At 60.8% G+C, this 21987-nt stretch carries 22 protein-coding genes; 16 read left to right on the top strand and 6 right to left on the bottom strand.

The genetic code is table 11. The features are described from left to right. Window positions 1–3: 3 nt before the first annotated feature. The 15 genes from K3727_09440 to K3727_09370 all read left to right on the top strand — a co-directional run bounded on the left by K3727_09440 (window position 4) and on the right by K3727_09370 (window position 14508). The gene (locus K3727_09440) at window positions 4–606 is read left to right on the top strand and encodes a hypothetical protein (GenBank protein UWQ92979.1); all 603 of its coding nucleotides are present in this window, start codon (window positions 4–6) and stop codon (window positions 604–606) included. Continuing rightward, window positions 603–998, top strand: coding sequence for a hypothetical protein (locus K3727_09435; GenBank protein UWQ92978.1), 396 nt, complete (start codon window positions 603–605; stop codon window positions 996–998). Before K3727_09440 ends, K3727_09435 begins: the two co-directional genes overlap by 4 nt. Beyond that, window positions 995–5761, top strand: a complete 4767-nt coding sequence (locus K3727_09430) for a hypothetical protein (protein UWQ92977.1) — start codon at window positions 995–997, stop codon at window positions 5759–5761. Before K3727_09435 ends, K3727_09430 begins: the two co-directional genes overlap by 4 nt. Next, the gene (locus K3727_09425) at window positions 5758–6162 is read left to right on the top strand and encodes a phage tail assembly chaperone (protein ID UWQ92976.1); all 405 of its coding nucleotides are present in this window, start codon (window positions 5758–5760) and stop codon (window positions 6160–6162) included. Before K3727_09430 ends, K3727_09425 begins: the two co-directional genes overlap by 4 nt. Continuing rightward, window positions 6159–7265, top strand: coding sequence for a hypothetical protein (locus tag K3727_09420; GenBank protein UWQ92975.1), 1107 nt, complete (start codon window positions 6159–6161; stop codon window positions 7263–7265). The genes K3727_09425 and K3727_09420 overlap by 4 nt, the downstream gene beginning before the upstream one ends. 11 nt (window positions 7266–7276) lie before the next feature. Beyond that, the gene (locus K3727_09415) at window positions 7277–7612 is read left to right on the top strand and encodes a hypothetical protein (GenBank protein ID UWQ92974.1); all 336 of its coding nucleotides are present in this window, start codon (window positions 7277–7279) and stop codon (window positions 7610–7612) included. Then, window positions 7609–8019: a DUF4376 domain-containing protein gene (locus K3727_09410; protein ID UWQ92973.1), complete on the top strand. Its 411-nt coding sequence runs from the start codon at window positions 7609–7611 to the stop codon at window positions 8017–8019. The genes K3727_09415 and K3727_09410 overlap by 4 nt, the downstream gene beginning before the upstream one ends. A 13-nt stretch (window positions 8020–8032) precedes the next feature. Beyond that, window positions 8033–8206 (top strand): hypothetical protein, encoded by a 174-nt coding sequence (locus K3727_09405; GenBank protein UWQ92972.1) that lies wholly within the window; start codon window positions 8033–8035, stop codon window positions 8204–8206. A 121-nt stretch (window positions 8207–8327) separates the two neighbouring features. Next, the gene (locus K3727_09400; GenBank protein ID UWQ92971.1) at window positions 8328–8546 is read left to right on the top strand and encodes a Com family DNA-binding transcriptional regulator; all 219 of its coding nucleotides are present in this window, start codon (window positions 8328–8330) and stop codon (window positions 8544–8546) included. Continuing rightward, complete coding sequence (locus K3727_09395) at window positions 8503–8685, top strand: hypothetical protein (protein ID UWQ92970.1); 183 nt, start codon at window positions 8503–8505, stop codon at window positions 8683–8685. The genes K3727_09400 and K3727_09395 overlap by 44 nt, the downstream gene beginning before the upstream one ends. Next, the gene (locus tag K3727_09390) at window positions 8682–9755 is read left to right on the top strand and encodes an ABC transporter ATP-binding protein (protein ID UWQ92969.1); all 1074 of its coding nucleotides are present in this window, start codon (window positions 8682–8684) and stop codon (window positions 9753–9755) included. The genes K3727_09395 and K3727_09390 overlap by 4 nt, the downstream gene beginning before the upstream one ends. Then, window positions 9745–10305 (top strand): hypothetical protein, encoded by a 561-nt coding sequence (locus K3727_09385; protein UWQ92968.1) that lies wholly within the window; start codon window positions 9745–9747, stop codon window positions 10303–10305. Before K3727_09390 ends, K3727_09385 begins: the two co-directional genes overlap by 11 nt. 223 nt (window positions 10306–10528) lie before the next feature. Next, entirely contained in the window at window positions 10529–11518 is a 990-nt protein-coding gene (gene pdhA / locus K3727_09380; GenBank protein UWQ92967.1) for a pyruvate dehydrogenase (acetyl-transferring) E1 component subunit alpha, read from the top strand. Window positions 11519–11535: 17 nt separating this feature from the next. Then, on the top strand, window positions 11536–12915 hold the full coding sequence (locus tag K3727_09375; protein ID UWQ92966.1) for a pyruvate dehydrogenase complex E1 component subunit beta: 1380 nt from the start codon (window positions 11536–11538) through the stop codon (window positions 12913–12915). A gap of 270 nt (window positions 12916–13185) precedes the next feature. Further along, window positions 13186–14508, top strand: a complete 1323-nt coding sequence (locus K3727_09370; protein UWQ92965.1) for a pyruvate dehydrogenase complex dihydrolipoamide acetyltransferase — start codon at window positions 13186–13188, stop codon at window positions 14506–14508. A 77-nt stretch (window positions 14509–14585) separates the two neighbouring features. Here the strand turns inward: K3727_09370 and cysE are convergent, their stop codons facing one another. Next, complete coding sequence (gene cysE, locus K3727_09365; protein UWQ92964.1) at window positions 14586–15395, bottom strand: serine O-acetyltransferase; 810 nt, start codon at window positions 15393–15395, stop codon at window positions 14586–14588. Window positions 15396–15478: 83 nt separating this feature from the next. Between cysE and K3727_09360 the strand changes: the two genes are divergently transcribed. Further along, a complete protein-coding gene (locus K3727_09360; GenBank protein UWQ92963.1) occupies window positions 15479–15817 on the top strand; it encodes a TraR/DksA C4-type zinc finger protein in 339 nt (112 codons plus the stop codon). Here K3727_09360 and K3727_09355 read toward each other — a convergent pair. The 5 genes from K3727_09355 to K3727_09335 are packed head-to-tail and all read right to left on the bottom strand — an operon-like array spanning window position 15798 to window position 21985. Then, on the bottom strand, window positions 15798–16094 hold the full coding sequence (locus K3727_09355) for a hypothetical protein (GenBank protein ID UWQ92962.1): 297 nt from the start codon (window positions 16092–16094) through the stop codon (window positions 15798–15800). The two genes, K3727_09360 and K3727_09355, sit on opposite strands and share 20 nt — an antisense overlap. Beyond that, entirely contained in the window at window positions 16094–20023 is a 3930-nt protein-coding gene (locus tag K3727_09350) for a glycoside hydrolase/phage tail family protein (protein UWQ92961.1), read from the bottom strand. The genes K3727_09355 and K3727_09350 overlap by 1 nt, the downstream gene beginning before the upstream one ends. Beyond that, the gene (locus K3727_09345) at window positions 20023–20469 is read right to left on the bottom strand and encodes a C40 family peptidase (protein ID UWQ92960.1); all 447 of its coding nucleotides are present in this window, start codon (window positions 20467–20469) and stop codon (window positions 20023–20025) included. The genes K3727_09350 and K3727_09345 overlap by 1 nt, the downstream gene beginning before the upstream one ends. Continuing rightward, entirely contained in the window at window positions 20466–21353 is an 888-nt protein-coding gene (locus tag K3727_09340) for a DUF2163 domain-containing protein (protein ID UWQ92959.1), read from the bottom strand. The genes K3727_09345 and K3727_09340 overlap by 4 nt, the downstream gene beginning before the upstream one ends. Beyond that, window positions 21353–21985 (bottom strand): DUF2460 domain-containing protein, encoded by a 633-nt coding sequence (locus K3727_09335; GenBank protein ID UWQ92958.1) that lies wholly within the window; start codon window positions 21983–21985, stop codon window positions 21353–21355. Before K3727_09335 ends, K3727_09340 begins: the two co-directional genes overlap by 1 nt. Window positions 21986–21987 lie beyond the last annotated feature (2 nt).

Below are 21987 nucleotides of genomic sequence, written 5' to 3'. Positions count from 1 at the left end.
GCCATGCCGGTTCTGAGCCCCGAACAACTCTCACAGTTTTTGGAACGGCGCGGCACCATGGGTCACGCGCTGTTGTGGGTCACCGCGCGCAACCGCCAGACCAACCTGCCCGAAAGTATCGGGTTCTGGACCGGCGATGATCATCAGGAATTCCTGATCGGGGGCGAGATCCGCACCTATTTCGGGTCGGGCAGCTTTATCGACGTGCCGTTGATCAGCGCCGGGGTCGGCTTCACCATTCGCCAGCACCGCTTCAAGCTGGCCCCTTTTGCCGATGAGGTGCGCCAGTTGATCCGGGGCTATGAGCCACGCCGCGCCAAGGTCGAACTGCACGCCCAACCCTTTGACATCAACAGTGGCAATCTGCTGGGCGCGCCGATCCGGATGCTCAAGGGCTATCTCGACACCGCGCCCGAGGATCTGGGGCCAAAGAACTCCGATTCCGTGCAGGAGGTGGTTGTGGTCAGCTCGGCGCGGGATCTGACCACGGCCCTGCCCCTGATGCGCTCCAATGAGGAACTGCAGAAACGCGCGCCCAATGATCGGTTCCGCGAGTACAGCGATATCGCGGGCGAAGTTTCCATTCCGTGGGGGCAGAACGGATGAGCCACCTGCCCCTGCTTTTGCTGAGATACCTGAACGCCCTCAAGCATCGCCGCATCAAGCCCGGCGATCACGACTGCGCCCAGATGGCGGGCGGATGGGTCGCTGTTGTCACCGGCGACCATCCTGGTGCCGCCTTTCGCGGGGGCTACAGATCCCTTGCCCAGGGTCGCAAGCTGTTGCGCGAAACCGGCTTTGACACCCTGGGTGATCTGGCCGCCAGCCATCTCTATGAGGTGCCCGCCACCGACCTGCGTCTTGGGGATATCGCCATCCTCTCTGATCAGGGCCAGGAGCATTTTGGCATTGTCGGCGGGCCACATATCCATGTGCTGGCCCCCGAAGGCCTGGACATTGTGCCGCTAAGCCGCGCTGTGCGGGTGTTCCGGCCATGATGCGCGTTCTCGCCCTTGCCGTCCTGGCGCTGCTGATCCTGCCCTCGGTTGCCGCAGCTGACCCGATCTCCGGGTTGATTGCCGCCATTGGAACGGCGTTTAAAACAGCATTTACACTCAAGGCGTTGGTTGGCTTTGGCCTCAGAACCGTTCTGAGTGTCGGCCTGTCGCTGCTCTCGCAAAAGCGCAAGCAGAAGAACCGCCCGACCGGCATTCAAACCAAGTTCACCACCGATGGTGGCCGCGATCCCCAGGGCACCATCGTGGGGCTTTATGCCACCGCTGGCCATCTGGTCTATCGCGGTTCCTATGACATCAACCGGCGGTTTTATGTCGAGGTGATCGAACTCGGCGACATTCCAGGCGTTGCGCTGAGCCGCCTGTCCATGGACGGCGAATGGGTCGACTTCGACGCCGAGGTGCACGAGACCTATGGCCGCCCGATCCTGTCCAAACGCACCGCCGATGGCTATGACCGGGCCTGGCTGCGCTATTATGACGGCACCCAGACGGCGGCGGACGCCGAACTGGTCGCAGCCTTTGGCGCAGATCCCGACCGCCCCTGGACCACGGATCACATCGGCACCGGGGTTCCTTATGCGGTTCTGACCTATGATTATTCCCAGGCGGCGTTCCAGGACGGGGTGCCCGCGCTGCGGTTCGAGCTGATCGGCATTCCGCTTTATGACCCGCGCAAGGACAGCACGGTTGGCGGCACCGGCTCCCATCGCTGGGGCGATCCCGCCACCTGGGAGCGCAGCCGCAATCCGATGGTGATCCTATATAATGGCATGCGCGGCATTGCCCTGCCCGATGGTCGGACTTGGGGTGGGACGTGCGAAGCCGAAGACCTGCCTGTTGCCAATTGGGCGGCGGCCATGGACGCCTGTGATCATGTGCCGCCGTTCTTTGGCAGGGCGCAATTTGAGGCCGGGTTCGAATTCCGCTTTGATGAACAGCCCGCTCAGGTGTTCCCCGAACTGCTGAACGCCGCCAATGCCCAGATCGCCGAACTGGGCGGGGTTTGGACTGTTCAGGTCGGGGTCGATGACGCACCAGTGGCCCATATTACAGATGCCGACGTTCTGGTCAGTGAGCGCCGTCACTTTGATCCCTTCCCGACCGCCGATCAGATCTACAACGCAATCGTTCCCAGCCATACCGCGCCCGACGCCCTGTGGAATGCCACCACGCTCGAGGCGCAGACCAACGCCGCCTGGGAGGTCGAAGACGGCACCCAGCGCCTGTTCGAGCTGCGCCTGCCCGCCGTGTTCAACGGCGCACAGGCCCGGCAATTGGCGGACGCCGCAATCGCCGATCAGCGCCGCCTGCGCCGCCACCAGTTCCATCTGCCGCCCGAGTATTTTGGCCTGCACCCGTTGCAGACGCTGCTCTGGACCTCCGCCTATAACAGCTATTCCGGCAAGGCCTTTGAGGTGGCCGAGGTGGCCTATGATCTGCGCCGCCTGCTGGTCTCTCTCAGCACCCGCGAACGCGACCCCGAGGACTTTGACCCGGTTGCCGCGCTGGAACTGCCCGACCCGCCACGCCCGCTGACCGCAACGGCGATTGTGGACGGAGGGGTTCCCGGCTTTGACGCCTATCCCGTCACGATCACCGACAATGACGGGCGCGACCGTCGTGTCGGGATTGGCTTGATCTGGTCTGGCGAAATTGCCGCCACCTGCTCCGGACTGGCCTGGGAAATCTGGCAACCCGGTGCCGTCGCACCCGAGTTCACCGGCTCCACCCAGGAGGTTGGCCGGGGCTGGCTGGCCCTGCCCTATGGTCTGCCCGACACCGATTATCTGGCGCGCGCCCGTGCCATCGCCGCCAACCGCGACACGCTCTGGAGCGGGTTCGAACCTGTCACAACCTTTGGCCACAAGCTGGGCGAATTGGATCTGGCTGACGTCATCAATGACAAGATCGCGACCGCCAATGCCCGGGCCGATGCCGCCTTTGAACGTCACGACGCGGTGCTTGATGAGATCACCAATGGCGCGCTGTTTGATCTGATGCAGCGCATTGGCTCGACGGTTGGCCCTGCCGCCATTGCGCCTGTCGGGCCGGTGCCGCCGGTGCCGCTGTTTGAGGGTGTCGCCGCGATCTCGGCGGATCTGAGCCTGACCATGGATCGCTTGGATTTTGAGGTGCCGCGCATCCGCCAGAGCCGCAACGATATGCTGGACGTCTGGGACCATTTGATGGGGCTGCAATCGCAGGCCTATGGTCTGGATCAGCGCCTGATTGATGCCGGGATCTACACCGATCCGGACAGCGGCAAGGTCGAGATCAAATCCGTGGCGCACTTGGAGCGCACGCAATCGGATGTGCAGATCCTGGTTGATGCGCTGGCCTCCAAGGTGAGCCTCGCGGCAACGTTCACCGATCTCGAATACGTGGTCGGCCAGGCGCTGCTGACCCCGACCCAGAACCCGCTGGTGAACGGCCTGGTGATCCGCACGTCCAATCTGGAAGTGGCGCTGGACGCGGAAAAAGCCCGGATCGACAGCCTGTCCTCGACCCTGATTGTCGATGGTGACACCGTGTCGATGGTGCATGTGACCGAGCGGCTCGACAGCATCGAAGGGACGCTGGAACTGGTCGCGACACAGACGGCCCTGGACGATGCGGTGACCCGCCTAAACGCTGCCGAAGTTACTTTGAGCGGCATGGACGCGCCGGAAATCGCCCTGACGGTCAGCGCCACCCGGCAATTGCTGCGGGACGATTTGGACGATCTGGACCAGGCCTTTGCCAGCTTCCTGCAGGGGCGCAATGAAGGCGAGGCCCTGCGCCAGGTTGAAGCCGGTGGGCGGCGCGCGCTGCGCGCCTATGTGGACGCGCAGTTCGAAGCCCAGGCCGATGAGACCCTGGAGCTGAAAGCTACGACGGCAACCACCGATGCAGCCCTGCGCGAAGAACGCCTGGTGCGCGCCTCCGAAACCGAGGCGCAGGCCAAGCGCAGTGACCAGTTGCAGGCCGACCTGGAGACGCTGGATGGGGATCACCAGGGCACGGCTGCGGCGCTGGATGAGGTGACGGTTCGGGTCACGGAAACCGAAAATGGGATCCAGTCCCAGACAAAGCGCTCCGAATTGCTGGTCTCGACGGTGCGCCACAGTGAGGCTGACGCGCTGGATCTGGACTTTGCCGCCTGGCTGGAGCGCCGGGACACAAACGAGCGCACCCGTGCCGGTCTCGCCATCGCCCTGCGCCAGGCCGCAACCATGGTCGAGGAAGGCCGTCTGGCCGAAGCGGTGGAACGAGCGGTTTTGGCGGCTGAGCTGAACACTGCCCGCGCATCGATCAGGAGCGAAACGCTGGCCCGCGCGACGGCGGATACTGCCCAGGTGCAACGATCCGACGCCATCGAAGCAGTGATCAATCACGCCACCACCGGCCTTGCCGCCACCCTGGCACGTATCGCCGACGAAGAGATTGCCCGCGCTGATGCTGACACGGCGCAGGCGCAGCGATCCACCGACATCGAAGCGGTGATCAATCACGCCACCACCGGCCTTGCCGCCACCCTGGCGCGTATCGCCGACGAAGAGATTGCCCGCGCCGATGGCGACACGGCGCAGGCGCAGCGCTCCACCGACATCGAGGCGGTGATCAATCACGCCACCACCGGCCTGGCCGCCACCCTGGCACGTATCGCCGACGAAGAGATTGCCCGCGCTGATGGCGACACGGCCCAGGCGCAGCGCTCCACCGACATCGAAGCGGTGATCAATCACGCCACCACGGGCCTTGCCGCCACTCTGGCGCGAATCGCCGACGAAGAGATTGCCCGCGCCGATGCTGATACGGCCCAGGCGCAGCGATCCACCAACATCGAGGCGGTGATCAATCACGCCACCACGGGCCTTGCCGCCACCCTGGCGCGTATCGCCGACGAAGAGATTGCCCGCGCTGATGCTGATACGGCCCAGGCGCAGCGCTCCACCGACATCGAAACGGTGATCAACAACCCGAACAATGGTCTGGCCAATGCCCATGCCCGGATCTCTACGGTTGAAAGCACCAAGGTGGACGGGGCTGGCGCGATTGCGGCCATCACGACCGAGATCAGCGGCTCCTACAACAGCCTGTCGGCCATGGCCCAGGACACCGCCTTTGTGCGCGCCACCCAAGACGGGATCTCGGCTGGCTATGTCTGGCGGTTGAACGGTCAATCGGTGTTGGAACTGGTGAGCGTGCAGGACGGCACCGGCGGGCCGACTGTCACGGCACGGATCGACGCGGATTATGTGCAGATCACCGGGCTGGCCCAGATCGACAGTGCCGTCCTGCAGGACGTGGCGGCGGACACCGCGTTTCTGGGCAATCTCTACGTCACCAACGCCAACATCGGCGAGGCTTCTATCGACACCCTGAAAATCGGTGGCAACGCGGTCAGCTTTGATCTGGATGTGAACCACAATCAGGTGCTGTTGCCGCTGGCAGGCTGGCGCTCCTACACCGGGATCGCGGTTCCGGCGGCGCATGTGGCCCGCGTCACCTTCAATGTCTCGGTGGCCATGGTGCTGGCCGATCCGATGCTGGACAGTCACTGGTCGTTTGAGCTGCGCCGCCGCTCGGACGCGGGCGTGGTTGCCTCGGTCGGCGGCACCCAGTTCCAGGAGCTGGTGACCTTTCATGCCCTGCTGGCCAGCCAGCCTGCGGGCACCGAGACCTATGACCTCTTTGTCTCTTTCGGCAACGGGGTTCAGGTCAATTCCGCCAGCATCATTGCGGGGGTCAGCTACCGATGAAACTGCACCGCTTTGTCATCGCAGATCCTGACGGCGTGGTCACCGGCACCGCCACCGGCACCCGCGAGAGTGTCCTGGCCGTTTACGGGCCGGGTTGGAGCGCGATCCGCTCTGACGCCCCGGCTCCGCTGGATATGAAACTGGTCAAGGGACGGCTGCGCCCGCGCGGCAAGATCGCCCTGAGCGAGGCCGCCATTGACGCCGCCTGGGCCGCCTTGCGCGTCGAGCGGGCGCGCCTTCTGGCGGCCTGCGACTGGACCCAGACGCTGGACCAGCCCGAGGCCCTGCGCGCGGCCTGGGCCGTCTATCGCCAGCGCCTGCGCGATCTGCCCGACACAATCACCGATCCACGAACGTTCAACTGGCCTTTAAGGCCCAATCAAGAGGGGTTTGAACTATGACCTGGTACAAGACCGGCACCGTCACCGTCACCAACGGATCCGCCACCGTGGCCGGTGTGGGCACTGCCTTTAACGGCAACGCCTTCCCCGGCGAGGCGTTCCAGCTCGAGGGCGGCGTCACCTATGAGATCACCGGTGTCGTCAGCGACACCGAGATCACCATTGATCCGCCCTATCTGGGCTCCACCCAGGCCGGACAGAGTTACCGGATCCTGCCGGTGCGCGGCTTTGGCAAACTCGCCTACGAAGCGATGACCGCCGCCATGAACGACTGGAACACGTACAAAGACGGTGCTCTGGCCGGGCTGTTCGGCGATGGGGCGGCGGGCGACAGCGGCCTTGGCTTCAAGGACGCGCCGGGCACCGGGTTCTGGCGCGATGGCGGCGGCAATCTGATTGGCCAGCGCAACGGCTCGGCCATCCTCAAACTGCTGGCAGGCGGGGCGCATATCACCGGCCTGTTGACCGGCACCGCCGTGCAACAAACCAAGACGGACGCCACGCTCGGCCGGGTTCTGCTCAACGGCGGGTTTGGCCTGGGGGAAACCGGGCTGGTGCCGCTGTCCACCGACACAAATGATGTGGACCAGGCCACCGGGTTTTACCGCTATGGCCCGGAAACGGCGGGCACCAAGCCCCCCGCCGGGTCGCGGGGCACCTATCTCCACACCACCGAAGACGGCCCCACCGGCAACGCCACTCAGCTGTTTCTGGAACGCGAAGTCACCGGCGCGCGCGGTCTCTACATTCGGGTCTGTCATCAGGGCACCTGGTCCGATCTGATCCGGATGGATGGCACCTATGGCTCTGGCCCCAATGGCAGCTATGTGCGCCTGGCCGATGGCACCCAGATCTGTTGGCTCAACAACTTTGCCACGGTCAGCGGCGGCGCGGCGACCTGGACGTTCCCGGCGGCCTTCTTTGTCGGGCTGACCCCGCCCGTCGTGATCGCGACCAGCCGGTTCACAACCGCCCCGCGCATCATCGCCGCCAAGATCGACGGGGCCGGATCGATCAGCTGCGCCGTGCATTCCTGGGACGAAACCGGCGCAAACACCGTCGCGCCCCCGGTCGATCTCTTTGTAATCGGACGCTGGAAGTAAAGGAGCCCCCCATGAAACTGACCCTCATTGCCTACGCCGTCCTGCCCGGCGCACCCGAAACCGAAATCTCGGTGGCGGGCGACATCCTCACCATTGACGGCGTTGCGCTGGATCTGAGCGATCTGGAAGACGGCGGCGAAGTGCTGTTCGAAGCCGATGCGGGCGAAGACATCCCCTTTGTCGGCCCCGTCACCCGCCAGGGTGGCGAGATCCAGGCCACCCTCCGTTTTGGCTTTGACGCCCGCAGCGCCGATCCGATCCAGCCCGCCGGGCCGGTCGTCGTGACCGCCACAAACGGCCCCATTCCCGACCCGATCCGCCGCATCGCCCAGGAGACACCAGCATGAAGATGACCCTCAAATCCGCCGCTGACGTGCGCGCAGACAGGCGCGTCGCGCTCAAATCCACCCTGGCCGAGATCCGCTGGACCCATCAGACCGGCGGGCTGAGCCTGCCCGATGGCACCTTCATTCGCACCGATGACCACACCCGCGCCGCCCTGACCGAGGCTGTGAACAGCCTCAAGGCCGGTGTTCTGAGTGTCCCGGTGCCGTGGAAGATGGCCAATGGCCACTGGGCCGATCTGGGCGAGACCGACCTGCTGGGCATCACAGCCGCCGTCACCGCCCACGTCCAGGCCAGCTTTGCCGCCGAACGCGCGGTCAGCGCCCAGATCGACGCAACCACCAATCCTGACGGCTTCGACATCTCGGCCGCCTTTACAACCGCCCTCACACCCCAGAACCCAACCTGAACGGAGACCTGAAATGTCCAAGACCACATTCCTGCAAGTCGAAGAACTTGAAGCCCTCAAAAGGGACATCGAAAAGCTGCCCGATGAACAGGACGGCCTCGACCTGCGCCAATACAAACGCGCTGCCCTGCTGTCCGCTGATCAGTTCAAAACTCACCTGGCCGCCGTGCTGAAGCTGGCGCGCTGATCTGATCTAAGGAGTGGAAGGCCCGGCAAGCCGGGCACGGGGCGTGTCGTGCAAACTGTCCCCGCCGACCTCCGTGTACTCAAGGCCGCTTCCTGCGGATAACCTCGAGTGATTCTAGTTAATGAAACATGAACAACGTTGCGGGCGGTGCCGCCGCCTGCTACTTAAAATGGAAGAAAACGCCCTATGCGGCGCTCTCGAAATCAAATGTCCGCGTTGCGGCACACTCACCGAACTGAGGCCCCCCAAGAGCCCTTCACCACAGCGACAGGATCGCGATGGAGAATTAGGCTCAGATGCCCAAGTCCACCGAGATACCACTACCACCTTTACCAAGTGACGCGCCCGGCATTCCAAAGGGCACCCGCTACAAACCCCAGTTCGGGGTGATTGTCCTGGTCGAGGATGAGCCCAAACAGAAAGCCCTGTTTGACCGGCTCATCCAAGACGGCCACCGCTGCAAGGTGGTCACCACATGAAACTCGACATTCATCACAAAGTCCCCTTGCCCTGCACCTACCGGGCCGCGCGTGTCTCCAGCATGTTCAACGTGGAAGGCAACGCGGATTTCCGCCTCAGTCTGACGGCTGATCTGAACGAAAGGCCCTGGGGGATAGGCCTTATTGTCGGGCCGTCCGGATCGGGCAAATCCTCCCTCGCCCGCCTTTTGTTCGGGGCCGCTCCCCTTGCCCCGGCAAAATGGCCGAAAGACCAAGCCATCATTGACGCCATCGCGCCGCATTCTCTCATGGATCCAGTGACGGCGGCTCTCTCGGCGGTGGGCCTGGGCAGTGTGCCCAGTTGGCTGCGCCCGTATCGTCACCTTTCAACCGGCGAGAAATTCCGGGCCGACCTCGCACGGATCCTGTGCGAGCACCCCGATTTGGCCGTCGTCGATGAGTTCACATCAACCATTGACCGCCAAGTCGCGCGCATCGGAGCGGCGGCATTTGCCAAAGCCTGGCGCAAGACGGGCGGTCAATTCGTCGGCGTAACTTGTCATGACGACGTGGTGAACTGGCTCCAGCCTGATTGGGTCATCGATACGAGCGCCGCCGAGTTCAAATGGAGGCGTCTTCGACAGCCACCGCAAATCAAAATGGACATTTACAAGACCGACGGTTCCTACTGGCCCCTGTTTGAGCCGCATCACTACCTGAAACTGCCGCGCATGATCGCGGCGGATTATTACGTCGGCTTTGTTGACGGAGAGCCCGTCGCGCATGTTTGCTTTTCGCCCCGCCCCGGGGTGAAAGAAGCGCGCGCCTCCCGTCTTGTCATTATGCCGGAATGGCAAGGGGCCGGGCTGGGCCTGCGCTTTCTAAATGAGATCGCGGCGTTATGGCGGCGCGGCGATAACAGGTATCAGCGCCCAATGCCGACCCTCTTTCACACCTCACACCCCGGCCTCTGCGCGGCGCTCCGGGCGCGCGCTGACTGGCATCAGACCTCAGCTGAGCTCTGGGGCAAACCTTCTAAATCAACGACCGTAAGAGGCCGCATCGGCGGGCACATGCGCGCAATTCAAGGATTTCGTTATGTCGAATAAATCAGCCTTCCGTGTCGCTGTGATTGGCGGCTCCTGGTTGGGCGCAGAAACGCTTTGCCGTCTTAACGCACTCGGCTGCGACGTTGCACTGATTGCAGAGGCGACCGATCAAAAGCCCCAAGATACCGCGCGCGCGCTCGGTTTGCCGATGGCCCTGAAGCCAAACGACTTGCCGTTGTTGGCGGCGGACTTTCCTTGGCAACCGGATCTAATTGTGTCCGCCCATTCTTTTCGCATTGTTCCGGCCTGGTTTATCGAATGGGCAAAATGCGGTGCCATCGGGTATCACCCCTCGCTCCTGCCCAACTACAAGGGGCGGCGCGCGATCAGAGACGCTTTGGCAGACGGCACCCGCATCACCGGCGGCACAGTGTATTGGATGACCGACAACATTGACGCAGGCCCCGCTGTCATCGTCGGCGGCACAAGGTTACGTCGACCGGTCCAGATCTTACCCGGTGAAAGCGCGCTGTCTCTTTGGAAGAGGTCGTTGGCCCCTCTAGGTGCCGAAATGATCACGACGGCTGTGCGCGATATTTCTGGTCTTTAAACGGGGGTTCAAACGGCCTTCAAATCGGTGAGCGGCAGAGGACTTCAACCCCAAAATCAAATGTTGAAGATATCTCTGTCCAAAATTGAAGGAATCCCTGTCCCGCTACAGTCCCGCTACACCCGCTACACCCGCGTCATATTATCACTCGCCAGATCGCCTGAAATGGCTTATTAAATAGTTTAACACTAAACTATTACGCCAAAAGGGGGAGCCCACCACGATGGCAGCCAGAAAGACAGTAAAGAAAACAAATGCTTCCGGCGATGAGCTGAAACAATATTACCGTGAAATGCTTTTGATCCGCCGATTCGAAGAAAAGGCCGGTCAGCTCTATGGCATGGGTCTGATCGGCGGCTTCTGTCACCTGTATATCGGTCAGGAAGCGGTTGTTGTCGGCCTTGAGGCCGCCGCCGAAGACGGCGACAAACGCATTACTTCGTATCGCGATCACGGGCATATGCTGGCCTGCGGCATGGATCCAGGTGGTGTCATGGCCGAGCTTACCGGACGTGAAGGGGGCCTGTCCAAAGGTAAGGGCGGGTCCATGCACATGTTCTCGAAAGAGAAACATTTCTATGGTGGCCACGGCATCGTGGGCGCGCAGGTTCCATTGGGAGCCGGTCTGGCCTTTGCCGACAAATACAAGGAAAATGGCCGCGTCACCTTTACCTATTTCGGAGATGGTGCCGCGAACCAGGGTCAGGTCTATGAGACCTTTAATATGGCCGCCCTGTGGCAACTGCCGGTGGTCTTTGTGATCGAGAACAACCAATACGCCATGGGCACCGCTCAGGCGCGCTCGACGTCGACCCCGGACATCTACACACGGGGACAGGCCTTTGGCATTCCCGGCGAGGCTGTCGATGGCATGAACGTGCTGTCCGTCAAGGAAGCCGGTGAGCGCGCGGTGGCCCACTGCCGGTCTGGCAAGGGACCTTATATTCTCGAAGTGAAGACCTACCGCTACCGTGGTCATTCCATGTCGGATCCAGCCAAATACCGGACCCGCGAAGAAGTGCAGCGCATGCGCGAAGAACGCGACCCGATCGAACAGGTTCGCGAAATGCTGATCGAGAACAAGCACGCCACCGAAGATGACCTCAAAGCGATCGATAGAGAGATCAAGGACATCGTCAACAAAGCTGCGGATTTCTCCCGCAGCAGCCCGGAACCGGCTCTCGAAGAGCTGTGGACAGACATTTACGCCTGAGAGGGAAGAGATAAGACATGGCAACCGAAATTCTAATGCCCGCCCTGTCGCCGACCATGGAGGAAGGCACCCTGGCCAAATGGCTGGTCAAGGAAGGCGATACCGTGAACTCCGGCGATATTTTGGCCGAGATTGAAACCGACAAGGCCACGATGGAGTTCGAGGCCGTTGACGAAGGAATCGTCGGCAAGATCCTGATTGCCGAAGGGACAGAGGCCGTTCGCGTCAACACCCCCATCGCGATCCTGGTCGAAGAAGGCGAAGACGCCTCCGCCCTGCCCGCTTCTGCCCCGGCAGAAGCCGCAGGCAACGAGGCGGCCCCCGCAGGGGGCACCGAGACGCCTGCCGCCGCCGCGGTGGCAGCTCCTGCTGCACCGCAACCGGATCTGACACCGGATTGGCCCGAAGGCACGGAACTGGTCCCCACCACGGTCCGCGAAGCCCTGCGCGATGCGATGGCCGAAGAGATGCGCGGCGATGGCGACGTCTATCTGATGGGCGAGGAAGTCGCCGAATATCAGGGGGCTTATAAGATTTCTCAGGGCTTGCTCGAGGAATTCGGCTCGAAACGGGTGATCGACACGCCGATCACCGAACATGGGTTTGCAGGCATTGCAACCGGGTCCGCCATGGCTGGCCTGCGCCCCATCGTCGAGTTCATGACCTTCAATTTTGCCATGCAGGCAATCGACCATATCATCAACTCTGCGGCCAAGACGCTTTATATGTCCGGTGGTCAGATGGGCGCACCCATGGTGTTCCGTGGGCCCAATGGTGCCGCCGCCCGCGTCGGCGCGCAGCATTCCCAGGACTATGCCGCCTGGTATATGCAGATCCCCGGCCTGAAAGTCGCCATGCCCTATTCGGCCTCTGACGCCAAAGGTCTGCTGAAGACGGCAATCCGGGATGACAACCCGGTGATCTTCCTGGAAAACGAAATCCTCTATGGCCGCTCGTTCGATGTGCCCAAGATGGATGATTTCACAGTTCCCTTCGGCAAGGCCCGGATCTGGCGCGAAGGGAGCGATGTAACCATCGTCTCTTTTGGAATCGGGATGCAATATGCTTTGGAAGCTGCTGAAAAGCTTGCCGAAGACGGGATTTCCGCCGAAGTGATCGACCTGCGCACCCTGCGCCCGATGGACACGGACAGCATCATTGCCTCGGTCATGAAAACCAACCGTCTGGTCACCGTCGAAGAAGGTTGGCCACAGGGGTCTGTAGGCAGCTATATCTCCTCGGTGGTGATGCAGGAGGCGTTTGATTATCTGGACGCTCCGGTGATCAACTGCACCGGCAAGGATGTTCCAATGCCCTATGCCGCCAATCTTGAACGGCACGCGCTGATCACCACCGACGAAGTGATCGCCGCCGTCAAACAAGTCACCTATCGGTAAGGGCAGACATGAACGTCAGGGGCCGCGATCCCGCCACAGAATGCTATGTGGTCGAAGTTGAGGTAGAGGGCCGAACGGTCCGGGCACTTGTGCCCGAACGCCTCTCACACGACCTGCAGCTTGTCGGCGCGCGGCCCTCTCACCAGACGGCTTATGTCTGGATGGCCGAGAACAAGAAACACATCGTAGCTGCGATCACCACTCTGGTCCGCGGCCCCCGGCGCCCCAAGGCGCCATATGATCAAATTACTCTGATTGAGGAGCGCTGACATGCCCACCGAAATCCTAATGCCTGCCCTTTCCCCGACGATGGAGGAAGGCACGCTGGCAAAATGGCTGGTGAAGGAAGGCGATACCGTCTCATCCGGCGACCTGCTGGCCGAAATAGAAACCGACAAGGCGACCATGGAGTTCGAAGCCGTTGACGAGGGTGTCATCGGCAAGATCCTGATCCCCGAAGGCACCGAAGCCGTCAAGGTCAACACTGCGATCGCGGTGTTGCTGGAAGATGGTGAATCCGCTGCCGACATCACGACGACATCAGCTGCTGCGCCGTCCGCTGCCCCCGCAGCCGACACCGCCTCCAAAGCCGCGCCTGCACCCACTGGGGGCCCTGCCCCTGCGCCGGCAGCCCCTGTGGCGGCGGACGGCAATCGCATCTTTGCATCGCCTCTGGCCCGCCGGATTGCAGCAGACAAAGGGTTGGACCTGGCCCAGGTCACAGGCTCGGGGCCCCGCGGGCGGATCGTCAAGGCTGATGTTGAAAGCGCAACAGTCGCCGTGCAACCCGCCGCAACGGGTCCAGCTGCGGCTTCGGCATCTGGCGCAGCAACTGCGGTGGCAGCTGCGCCTGCACCGACCGGCCCCAGCGCCGATATGGTGGCGCGTATGTACGAAGGACGCGAATACGAGGAAATCACTCTGGATGGTATGCGCAAAACCATTGCAGCGCGTCTGTCCGAGGCCAAACAAACCATCCCGCATTTCTATCTGCGCCGCGATATCAAGTTGGACGCCTTGCTGGCATTCCGTGGGCAGCTGAACAAAAAACTCGAAGGGCGTGGCGTCAAACTGTCGGTGAATGATTTCATCATCAAGGCCGTTGCCAATGCCCTGCAACAGGTTCCCGCCTGTAATGCGGTCTGGGCCGGAGATCGGGTGCTCCAGTTGAAGTCATCAGATGTGGCCGTCGCCGTCGCCATCGAAGGCGGGTTGTTCACCCCGGTACTGCAAGACGCCGACGTCAAATCGCTGTCGGCCTTGTCGGGCGAGATGAAAGATCTGGCTTCCCGCGCGCGGGAGCGCAAGCTTGCGCCCCATGAATATCAGGGCGGCACATTTGCGATTTCTAATCTGGGCATGTTCGGCATCGACAATTTCGACGCCATCGTAAATCCTCCACACGCCGGCATTCTGGCGGTGGGCACCGGTGTCAAGAAACCTGTCGTTGGTGATGACGGTGAGCTGACGGTTGCGACCGTGATGTCGGTGACAATGTCGGTGGATCACCGTGTGATTGATGGCGCGTTGGGGGCCGAATTGCTCAAAGCGATCGTGGACAATCTGGAAAATCCATTGGTCATGCTCGCCTGATTGCGGATCCGTACGCAAAAAAAGCCCCGCCTCGATCAACTCGAGGCGGGGCTTTTTTGTTTGTTCATTACGTTTTCTTACTGGTTCTTGCCCAGCATGTGATCCATCGAGATCGACGGTTGATCGCATCCGGCCTCTCCAACGATTTTCGCAGGAATACCAGCGACCGTTGTGCAGGGCGGCACTTCGGACAGCACCACGGAACCGGCGGCGATGCGGCTGCAATGGCCGACGCGAATGTTGCCCAGGATCTTGGCCCCGGCTCCGATCAGAACGCCATCTTCGATCTTGGGATGGCGATCCTCTTCTTCCTTGCCGGTCCCGCCCAATGTTACCGAATGCAGCATTGATACATTGTCGCCGACAACAGCAGTTTCCCCAATGACGATCGAATGGGCATGGTCGATCATGATACCTTTGCCGATCCGTGCGCCGGGGTGAATGTCGATCCCGAAGATCTCGGACGCGCGCATCTGAAAGAAAAACGCCAGGTCTTCCTGTCCCTGATGCCACAGCCAATGCGACACCCGATAGGCCTGCATGGCTTGGTAGCCTTTGAAATACAGGATCGGTTGCAACAAACGATGGCAGGCCGGATCTCGGTCGTGTACCGCCATCAGATCAGCGCGGGCTGCGTCAACAATTGTCGGATCTGCCGCATAGGCCCCGTCAACGATCTCCCGCAACATCGTCATCGACATTTCATTCGAACAGAGTTTCGCGGAAATCCGATAGGACAAAGCCTTCTCGATATTGCTGTGATGCAGGATACAGGCGTGGATCAATCCCCCCATCAGTGGCTGCTTCTGGACGGCCTCCTGAGCTTCTCTGGTGATCCGGTCCCAGACAGGATCAACCGAGGCAATGGTCTTGCGCGGTTCAAACATGGCATCGTATCCTTTCTCTGCCTAGAATACGCATCTAAACCAGAAATGACCAAACGCAATCCGTCGAAGGATCTTTTTTCTCTATGACGCCCTTAGAAATCAACGAATTTCAGGCCCTGATCCATGCGCGATTGCAGGAATTGCAGGACGAAAACGCGTTGGGTAAAGAGGGTCAGGCCATTGTCACGCTGGATCAACAATCCGTTGGACGGCTGAGCCGCATGGATGCATTGCAGAACCAGGCCATGGCCAACGCCCAGCGCACCAGGCGCGATCAGGAAGAACATCTGCTGCATCAGGCGCTGGCTCGCTTGCTAGAGGATGACTATGGCTATTGCGAGGATTGTGGCGATGACATTCCGACCGCGCGCCTCGAGCTGAACCTGATCGCCACCAGATGTATCAGCTGCGCCTCCGGCTGAGATGGAAGCTGGTCAGGCACCTCAGTACCAATTCGAAACAGGCACAATAGTCCAGATCGTCAAATCCTGGCTCGTCCGCAAGGATACGTTTGCGCGCCGATGACATCAAGGAGCCATTCCCGAACAACGGGTGCAACGTGCCAAAGCGACGGACATGACTGTCCGCCGCCTCAGCTTCATCAATCATCTTGTTGCACACTGCCGCACGGGCGGTCCGGGGAACACGTAACAATACCCGTGCAGCCGACGAAACATCACCGTGCAAAACCGGTCGCATCAACTGGCTCCGACCGTGATGCGTCGCGGCAAGCCGGGCCCATAACGTACGGAAACCTGAGCGACCTCAATGTCTATCGCTGCGCTCGCCCCGTCGGCCGCCTGTTGTGCAGCCGTATAGATCCAGGCAGGCGTTGTTACTTCAACCTCTCTCAGAACCGAATTGCCTTCCAGCACACGCACCCGATAATGCTCGCTCTCTTCCCCCAGGGGCACCTCGGCATTGTCCCAGGCGTCTCCGTCAATTCGTGTGCGACGGACCCAGCTGAGCACCAGATCACCGGACGGTTGGCTCACAGCACGAAGGTGGCTCGGCGCATAGGGTCTCAGGCCATTCCCGTCAAACGCCTCGGTCAGATGCACATAGGACGGATCGCTATAGGGGCGCCGCGCCGGGCCAATGCGATAGTGACGAGAAATTCGCCGTTGTGCGCTGGTCAGGTCAATCTGCACCTGGGTGCGATCCAACAGGACGAATGACGACCCTTGCGGCCAGGCATCCGGCATCAGACCGTCACTCCCCAATTGCCCCCGCAGACGCCCGGACAGCAGATAGGTGTCAGGTGCGATCAGATCTGCTGTGCGGAATTGGAACAGCTCCCAATTTCCGCTGGTCCCATCGCCAATTGCTGCCAGGTTGGCACCGTTCAGAACCGCAGCCTTGTCCCGGCTTTCCAATGCGCCATTGAACAGCTTGACCTGAACCGCCACCCCTTCGTCCCAGACACCGGACCGCGCCCACGCCAACGGGCTTTCCGTTGCCCCGATAATCGACCGGGCTGCAATGATTTCATCCAGAACATAGTTGTCATCGCTTCCCGAGCCGTAAAGAGCCACGGTACCCGGCCAAGGCGTTGCAGTTACTGCAACGTGGGGGGCATGGGGCACTTCGTCGCCGGTCATCAATGGCAAATCCATGAAAAACGGCAAGACCGGTGTAGGCGCAACAAAGGCCTTGGCGGACGGCAGGTCTTCGGGTTGTTCAGAGGGGGTATACACCTCTGGTTCGATCCGAACGGCTTCGATCAACTGCAACCCTGACTGCTCGACCCGGTCGATCCGGAACAGCGCATCCTTGCCTTCCCCTACGGGCAGTTTGACGACGTCTCCAGCGCCCAGCGCAATTCGCGACGGCGGCAAGGCAAATCGCACAGTGTCGCGAGACACACGAGATTCGGCCAGCCAGCGTTCAACCACATGGCGCGCTTCGGCCCGGGTCATTGACAGGGGCAGTTCGCTGGAACTGACCGCATGAGTCGCGTGCTCGGGCAGAACCACTTCTTCGGCAAGGACCTCATGATCTGCACCCGACTGAAGGAATTGCAAACGCACGCGCCCGACCAATTCGGCATCGGCTTCACGGGCGTGGTCGACGACCGCATCGGTTTCATCCGTTTCGGCTAGCTGAGACAGGTCAATCACAGCCGCGTCCAACCCATCCCGCATCACGAACCGCAATACGCCATCGCGTTCAATCGCGTCAAAACCGTACCGCAGCATCAGAGGCTGCAAGGCCGCACGTGCATCTGAAACCTGGTCGATGACATATCCACGCACCACGCCATACAATCCTGAGGTGTCGATGTTGGACACGCCCGACCGGACACAGATCTCTTTTACGACCGACGCCAGCGTGCGCGCACCCACTTTGCCGTTCAACCAATGCCCACGCGCATAGTTGGTGCCATCGCTCCACAGGTAACGATTGTTCGGAAACACCGGAAAGGGACGTACGTCCCACGCCCAGACGAACGCATTCTGCATGTCGATCATTGGCTCGGCGTAAACTTCGGACACGGGATTGTTTGTTTCTTCCCCCCAGTATCCGAGAACTGCCTTCAGATACTGCCGCTGAATCAAATCATCCCTATGCCCGGTCGAAAACTTGGGCAAACTGGATTCAGAAGACTTCGGATCCAGGAACTTATTGGGTTGATTGGTCCCTTTATCAACCGATGCACAGCCCAGTTCGGTAAACCAGATCGGCTTGGACTGGGGGACCCAATCAGTCGGTACTGCCTGACGCAGGCCTCCAATCCGTTCGTAATGCGGATTGCTCCACCACCCGCGCATATCCTTGTAGCGCCAGATCCAGTCCTCTCCATGCGCCAGATCTGCAATCGGCGTCCGAATCTGCGCCGCCTCGGCTTCGGGTGAATGATAATACCAATCATATCCCTCCCCGCCTTCGACATTGCTGCGCAGGTAACCCAGGTCATAAATGCTGTTCCAGCCCGCGGCTTTGTCGATATGGTCAGGTGCATCCCGCCAATCGGACACAGGCATGTAATTATCGATCCCGACAAAATCGATATTTGCATCGGCCCATAATGGATCCAGATGGAAATACCGATCTCCCGGTTCCTTCGCGGGCTGATAGCCAAAATACTCCGACCAATCTGCTGCATAGCCGATCTTAGTGTCCGGCCCCAGTATGGCGCGCACCTCAGCTGCCAGCGCGATCAGCGCCTGTACTGCGGGAAACCCGGAGGCACCGCGGATCTGCGTCAAACCGCGCATTTCCGAACCGATGCAAAAGGAGTCAACCCCACCCGCAGCCGCACACAGCGCCGCGTTGTGAAGAATGAAACGGCGCATCCCCCATTCGTCTGGTCCTGTATAGGAGACAACGCCATCACCGATCACGAAATCGGCAGCCGTCGCTGCGCCAAAGAAGGCCGCCACTTCGGCATCCGCTCCCGTCGTCTGATCCGGCGTGCCATCCTGCCCTGGGGCTGTGGACAAGGTGATCCGCCCACGCCAGGGCAAATGCGGCTGATGATCATTGCCGGTCCATGGGTCTGCCAACCCGTTGTCAACAGGCTGATCCATCAGGATAAACGGATAGAACATGACACGTCGCCCCGCATCCGCCATATGACGAATAGCCTGAACAACCGCATCATCCGACGGTGTGCCCCCATAAATGGGACGCCCATTCTCAACACGCATTTCATCAGCCGTGGCCCGGGTCAGCCCGCCAACACGCCAGGGCATATTGATCCCCTCGACGCTCCGCTTTTCCATTTTCGGAACAACCTGACATGCTCCGCAGCGCAGATCATTTCCAAACCAGGACACAACCAAAGATGCTGCATCGCTGGCCGGAAGCTCTTCGTCCAGATGTTGCAATGAGGTTTCCAAGTCGGTCTTGCCCGACGGAGAATTGGTATTCGCGCCCCATTTGCTGGCGGGTCCATCAGAATAAAAGACAGGCTCGCTGGCCAGCGTATATTCGCCCGTCCCCGGCATAAGAGCCACACCTCGGATAATCTGGCCCAGATCTGTGTCAAAATCCTGAGCCGCTGGTTGCTCCGCGCGTACCACTTCAAACGAAAATTGCGGCACTCGATTGCCAAAAGCCTCGAGCGACAAATCCTCCATCACAACATAGGCGGTGCCGCGATAGGCCGGCACCTGCCCGACTCCTTCTACGGCTTCCATGGTCGGGTCGGGCAACTGGTCCTCGGCCCCCAGATAGACACGCATGTTCAGATCGTCACGCGCAACTTCTTCACCGTCTGCCCACACCCGGCCAATGCTGGTCACTTCGCCTTCGCAGACCGCGATCGCCAGCGACACCGTATAGCTGTACGTTGTGGTTCTGGGTGTGCTGGGTGCACCCTTTCCGCCACCGGTGGTGGTCGAAGATTCCTGAAAGTCCGTTGCCCATATGACCTGACCGCCAACACGCATCCGCCCGAATACCTGTGAAATCGGAGCCCCTTCGGCCGCGTGAGTCAGCCGAAATCGTTCAACCTTGCCGGTGGCAACCGACTCTGCACCCGCCCCCAACAAACGCTGGTCAATGACCCGCCCCAAAATCGCACCAGCAGCGCGGCCAACCGCAACCGACGACAACCCCGCAACAGCGCCGCCAGCCGCGCCACCTATGGCTGCGCCCGCAGCAGAAAGAACAATCGTTGTCATTACCGCATCTCCATTGGATATTCGAACCGCCCGACAATTCGGCGGCGCCAGGGGCCGCTCAGTGGGCTTTCAACTACGCCATGCCCCGCATAGGCATGAACAAACCGGGCATGTTGTCCGACCTCGACGACAATCCCCAGATGCTTGGCCACCGCCGAACTGCGCATCCGAAACAGGATCACGTCTCCCACCGCTTCATGTTGCAGCGGCTTGGTTTTCAGATAGCGTCTCGCTGCCCGCCACAGACGCTCGTCACCCTGAGGTTCCGACCAGTCCATGCTATAGGCGGGCACCGCCGTGGGTTCCTGGCCCACCACCTCTCGCCACACCCCGCGCACCAACCCCAGACAATCACTGCCCGCACCACGGGTAGCCGCCTGATGTCGATAGGGGGTCCCAATCCAGCTGCGCGCAACCTGCGCAATTTTCTGTGGATCGGTGTTCACCTCAGGCTCCCCCCCGAGTTGGTTCCCGCTTGCTTGGGAACGGCCAACATCCAGTCTTCACCCGGAATATCCGGAAAGCCCTGAAAATTGAGCAAATTGTTGAATTTCAGCCGACAGGTCTCCATCCGCTTGTCACACCCGGCTTCCAGCCGGATTTGATCCCCGGCGGAAACCTTGGCACGAATGGGTTCCCATAGTTCGATAACGCGCTGGCTCCCTTGGAATGTGTCGGACTTGATCATCCCCCACAGCCCCGCCGCAGCTCCCGTGGTGACAACCAGCCGCCCCTTGCCAAACCAACCCGGCTCAAACCCATTCAACGCGTCCCACTGAAAGTTCTGCGCGTCGTCCACACTCCCCACAGTCAATTCGGCCGCATAGCCGGGGGTTTCCATGTCAAAGCGACAACTCCCATCCCCCAGAACCGCCGTACACGGTTTCTGAAAGACCCGGCCCATAGGGCGGTTCAATGCCTCGGTCAGACCGCGCAGCTCGGCATGAAAGGCTCCGCTACCTCGCCGCAATTCACCAATGGTGCCCCGAAACTGTAGCCACCGCACCGTCACATCTGCCCAATTGACCAACCAGGCCCGGACCTCGGCCCCGTCAAACCGACCTGCTTCGATGTCCTCTTCGCGGATCGCCGCATCGCTCAGTGCGCCGATTGCCTCGGTGTTATCAACCGAAAGCCCGGTGCTCTGCTGCAAGGACAACGCGGACAATCCCGTATCAGCCTTGAAGTCGATCCCTTCAAACTCCAGGCGGCAATCATGATCCGTGAACCCATAGGTCATGCCATCTGCGCGCGTGATTGCCCAGCACCGGCACAATGTGGTCAGCCCGGTCTCGACATGCGCCTGAAACGTTGCATCCATACCAGCCATCAGACCCGCACCTCCACAACTGGCACATTGGGAACGTCACCGGCTTGAAAGCTGGCAACACTGGTTTGGATACGGTCGGTATCAAAGCGCACTGGAACGTCAAATTCGAACCCCGCCGTAATGACCATGGTCTCTTGTGGCGGTTGGTCGAAGGTGATCAAACCAGATGTTGCATCGACCTCATATTCGACCCCGTCACGCAATTCGTCCTGCTCGATCCCAACCCGAACCGTCCCGACCGCAGGTTTGACAATCGGGCGGGTATAGGTGAACACACCCGACCGATAGGTTTTGGTCAACTGGAACACGGTTGTCGTACCGTCCCCCATCCCAATCACCTGATCGTCATAAGCAATGTCGCCAGACGCGCGGCCAGATTTGAAATCCGCCCAGTCTTTCCAGCGAAATCCAAAAAGCTGCCCCTGACGCGCCTCGAAAAAAGAGATCAGCGTTTCGACATCATCCAGCGATCGCATTCCCACGCCCGCATCATAGCGGCGACGTGAATGCGCCCAGGGCGTGTTACGCTCCTCGAATCCATTGGCCAACGTGACGACGTCCGTGCGCCGCTCCGGTCCCCCGACCGAGCCAAAGCTCAGAGAAGCCGGAAATCTGACATCGTGAAAATTCATGG

Source organism: Rhodobacteraceae bacterium M382 (assembly GCA_025141015.1).
GTDB lineage: Bacteria > Pseudomonadota > Alphaproteobacteria > Rhodobacterales > Rhodobacteraceae > Aliisedimentitalea > Aliisedimentitalea scapharcae.
This window is presented reverse-complemented; position numbering and strand designations above follow the sequence as displayed.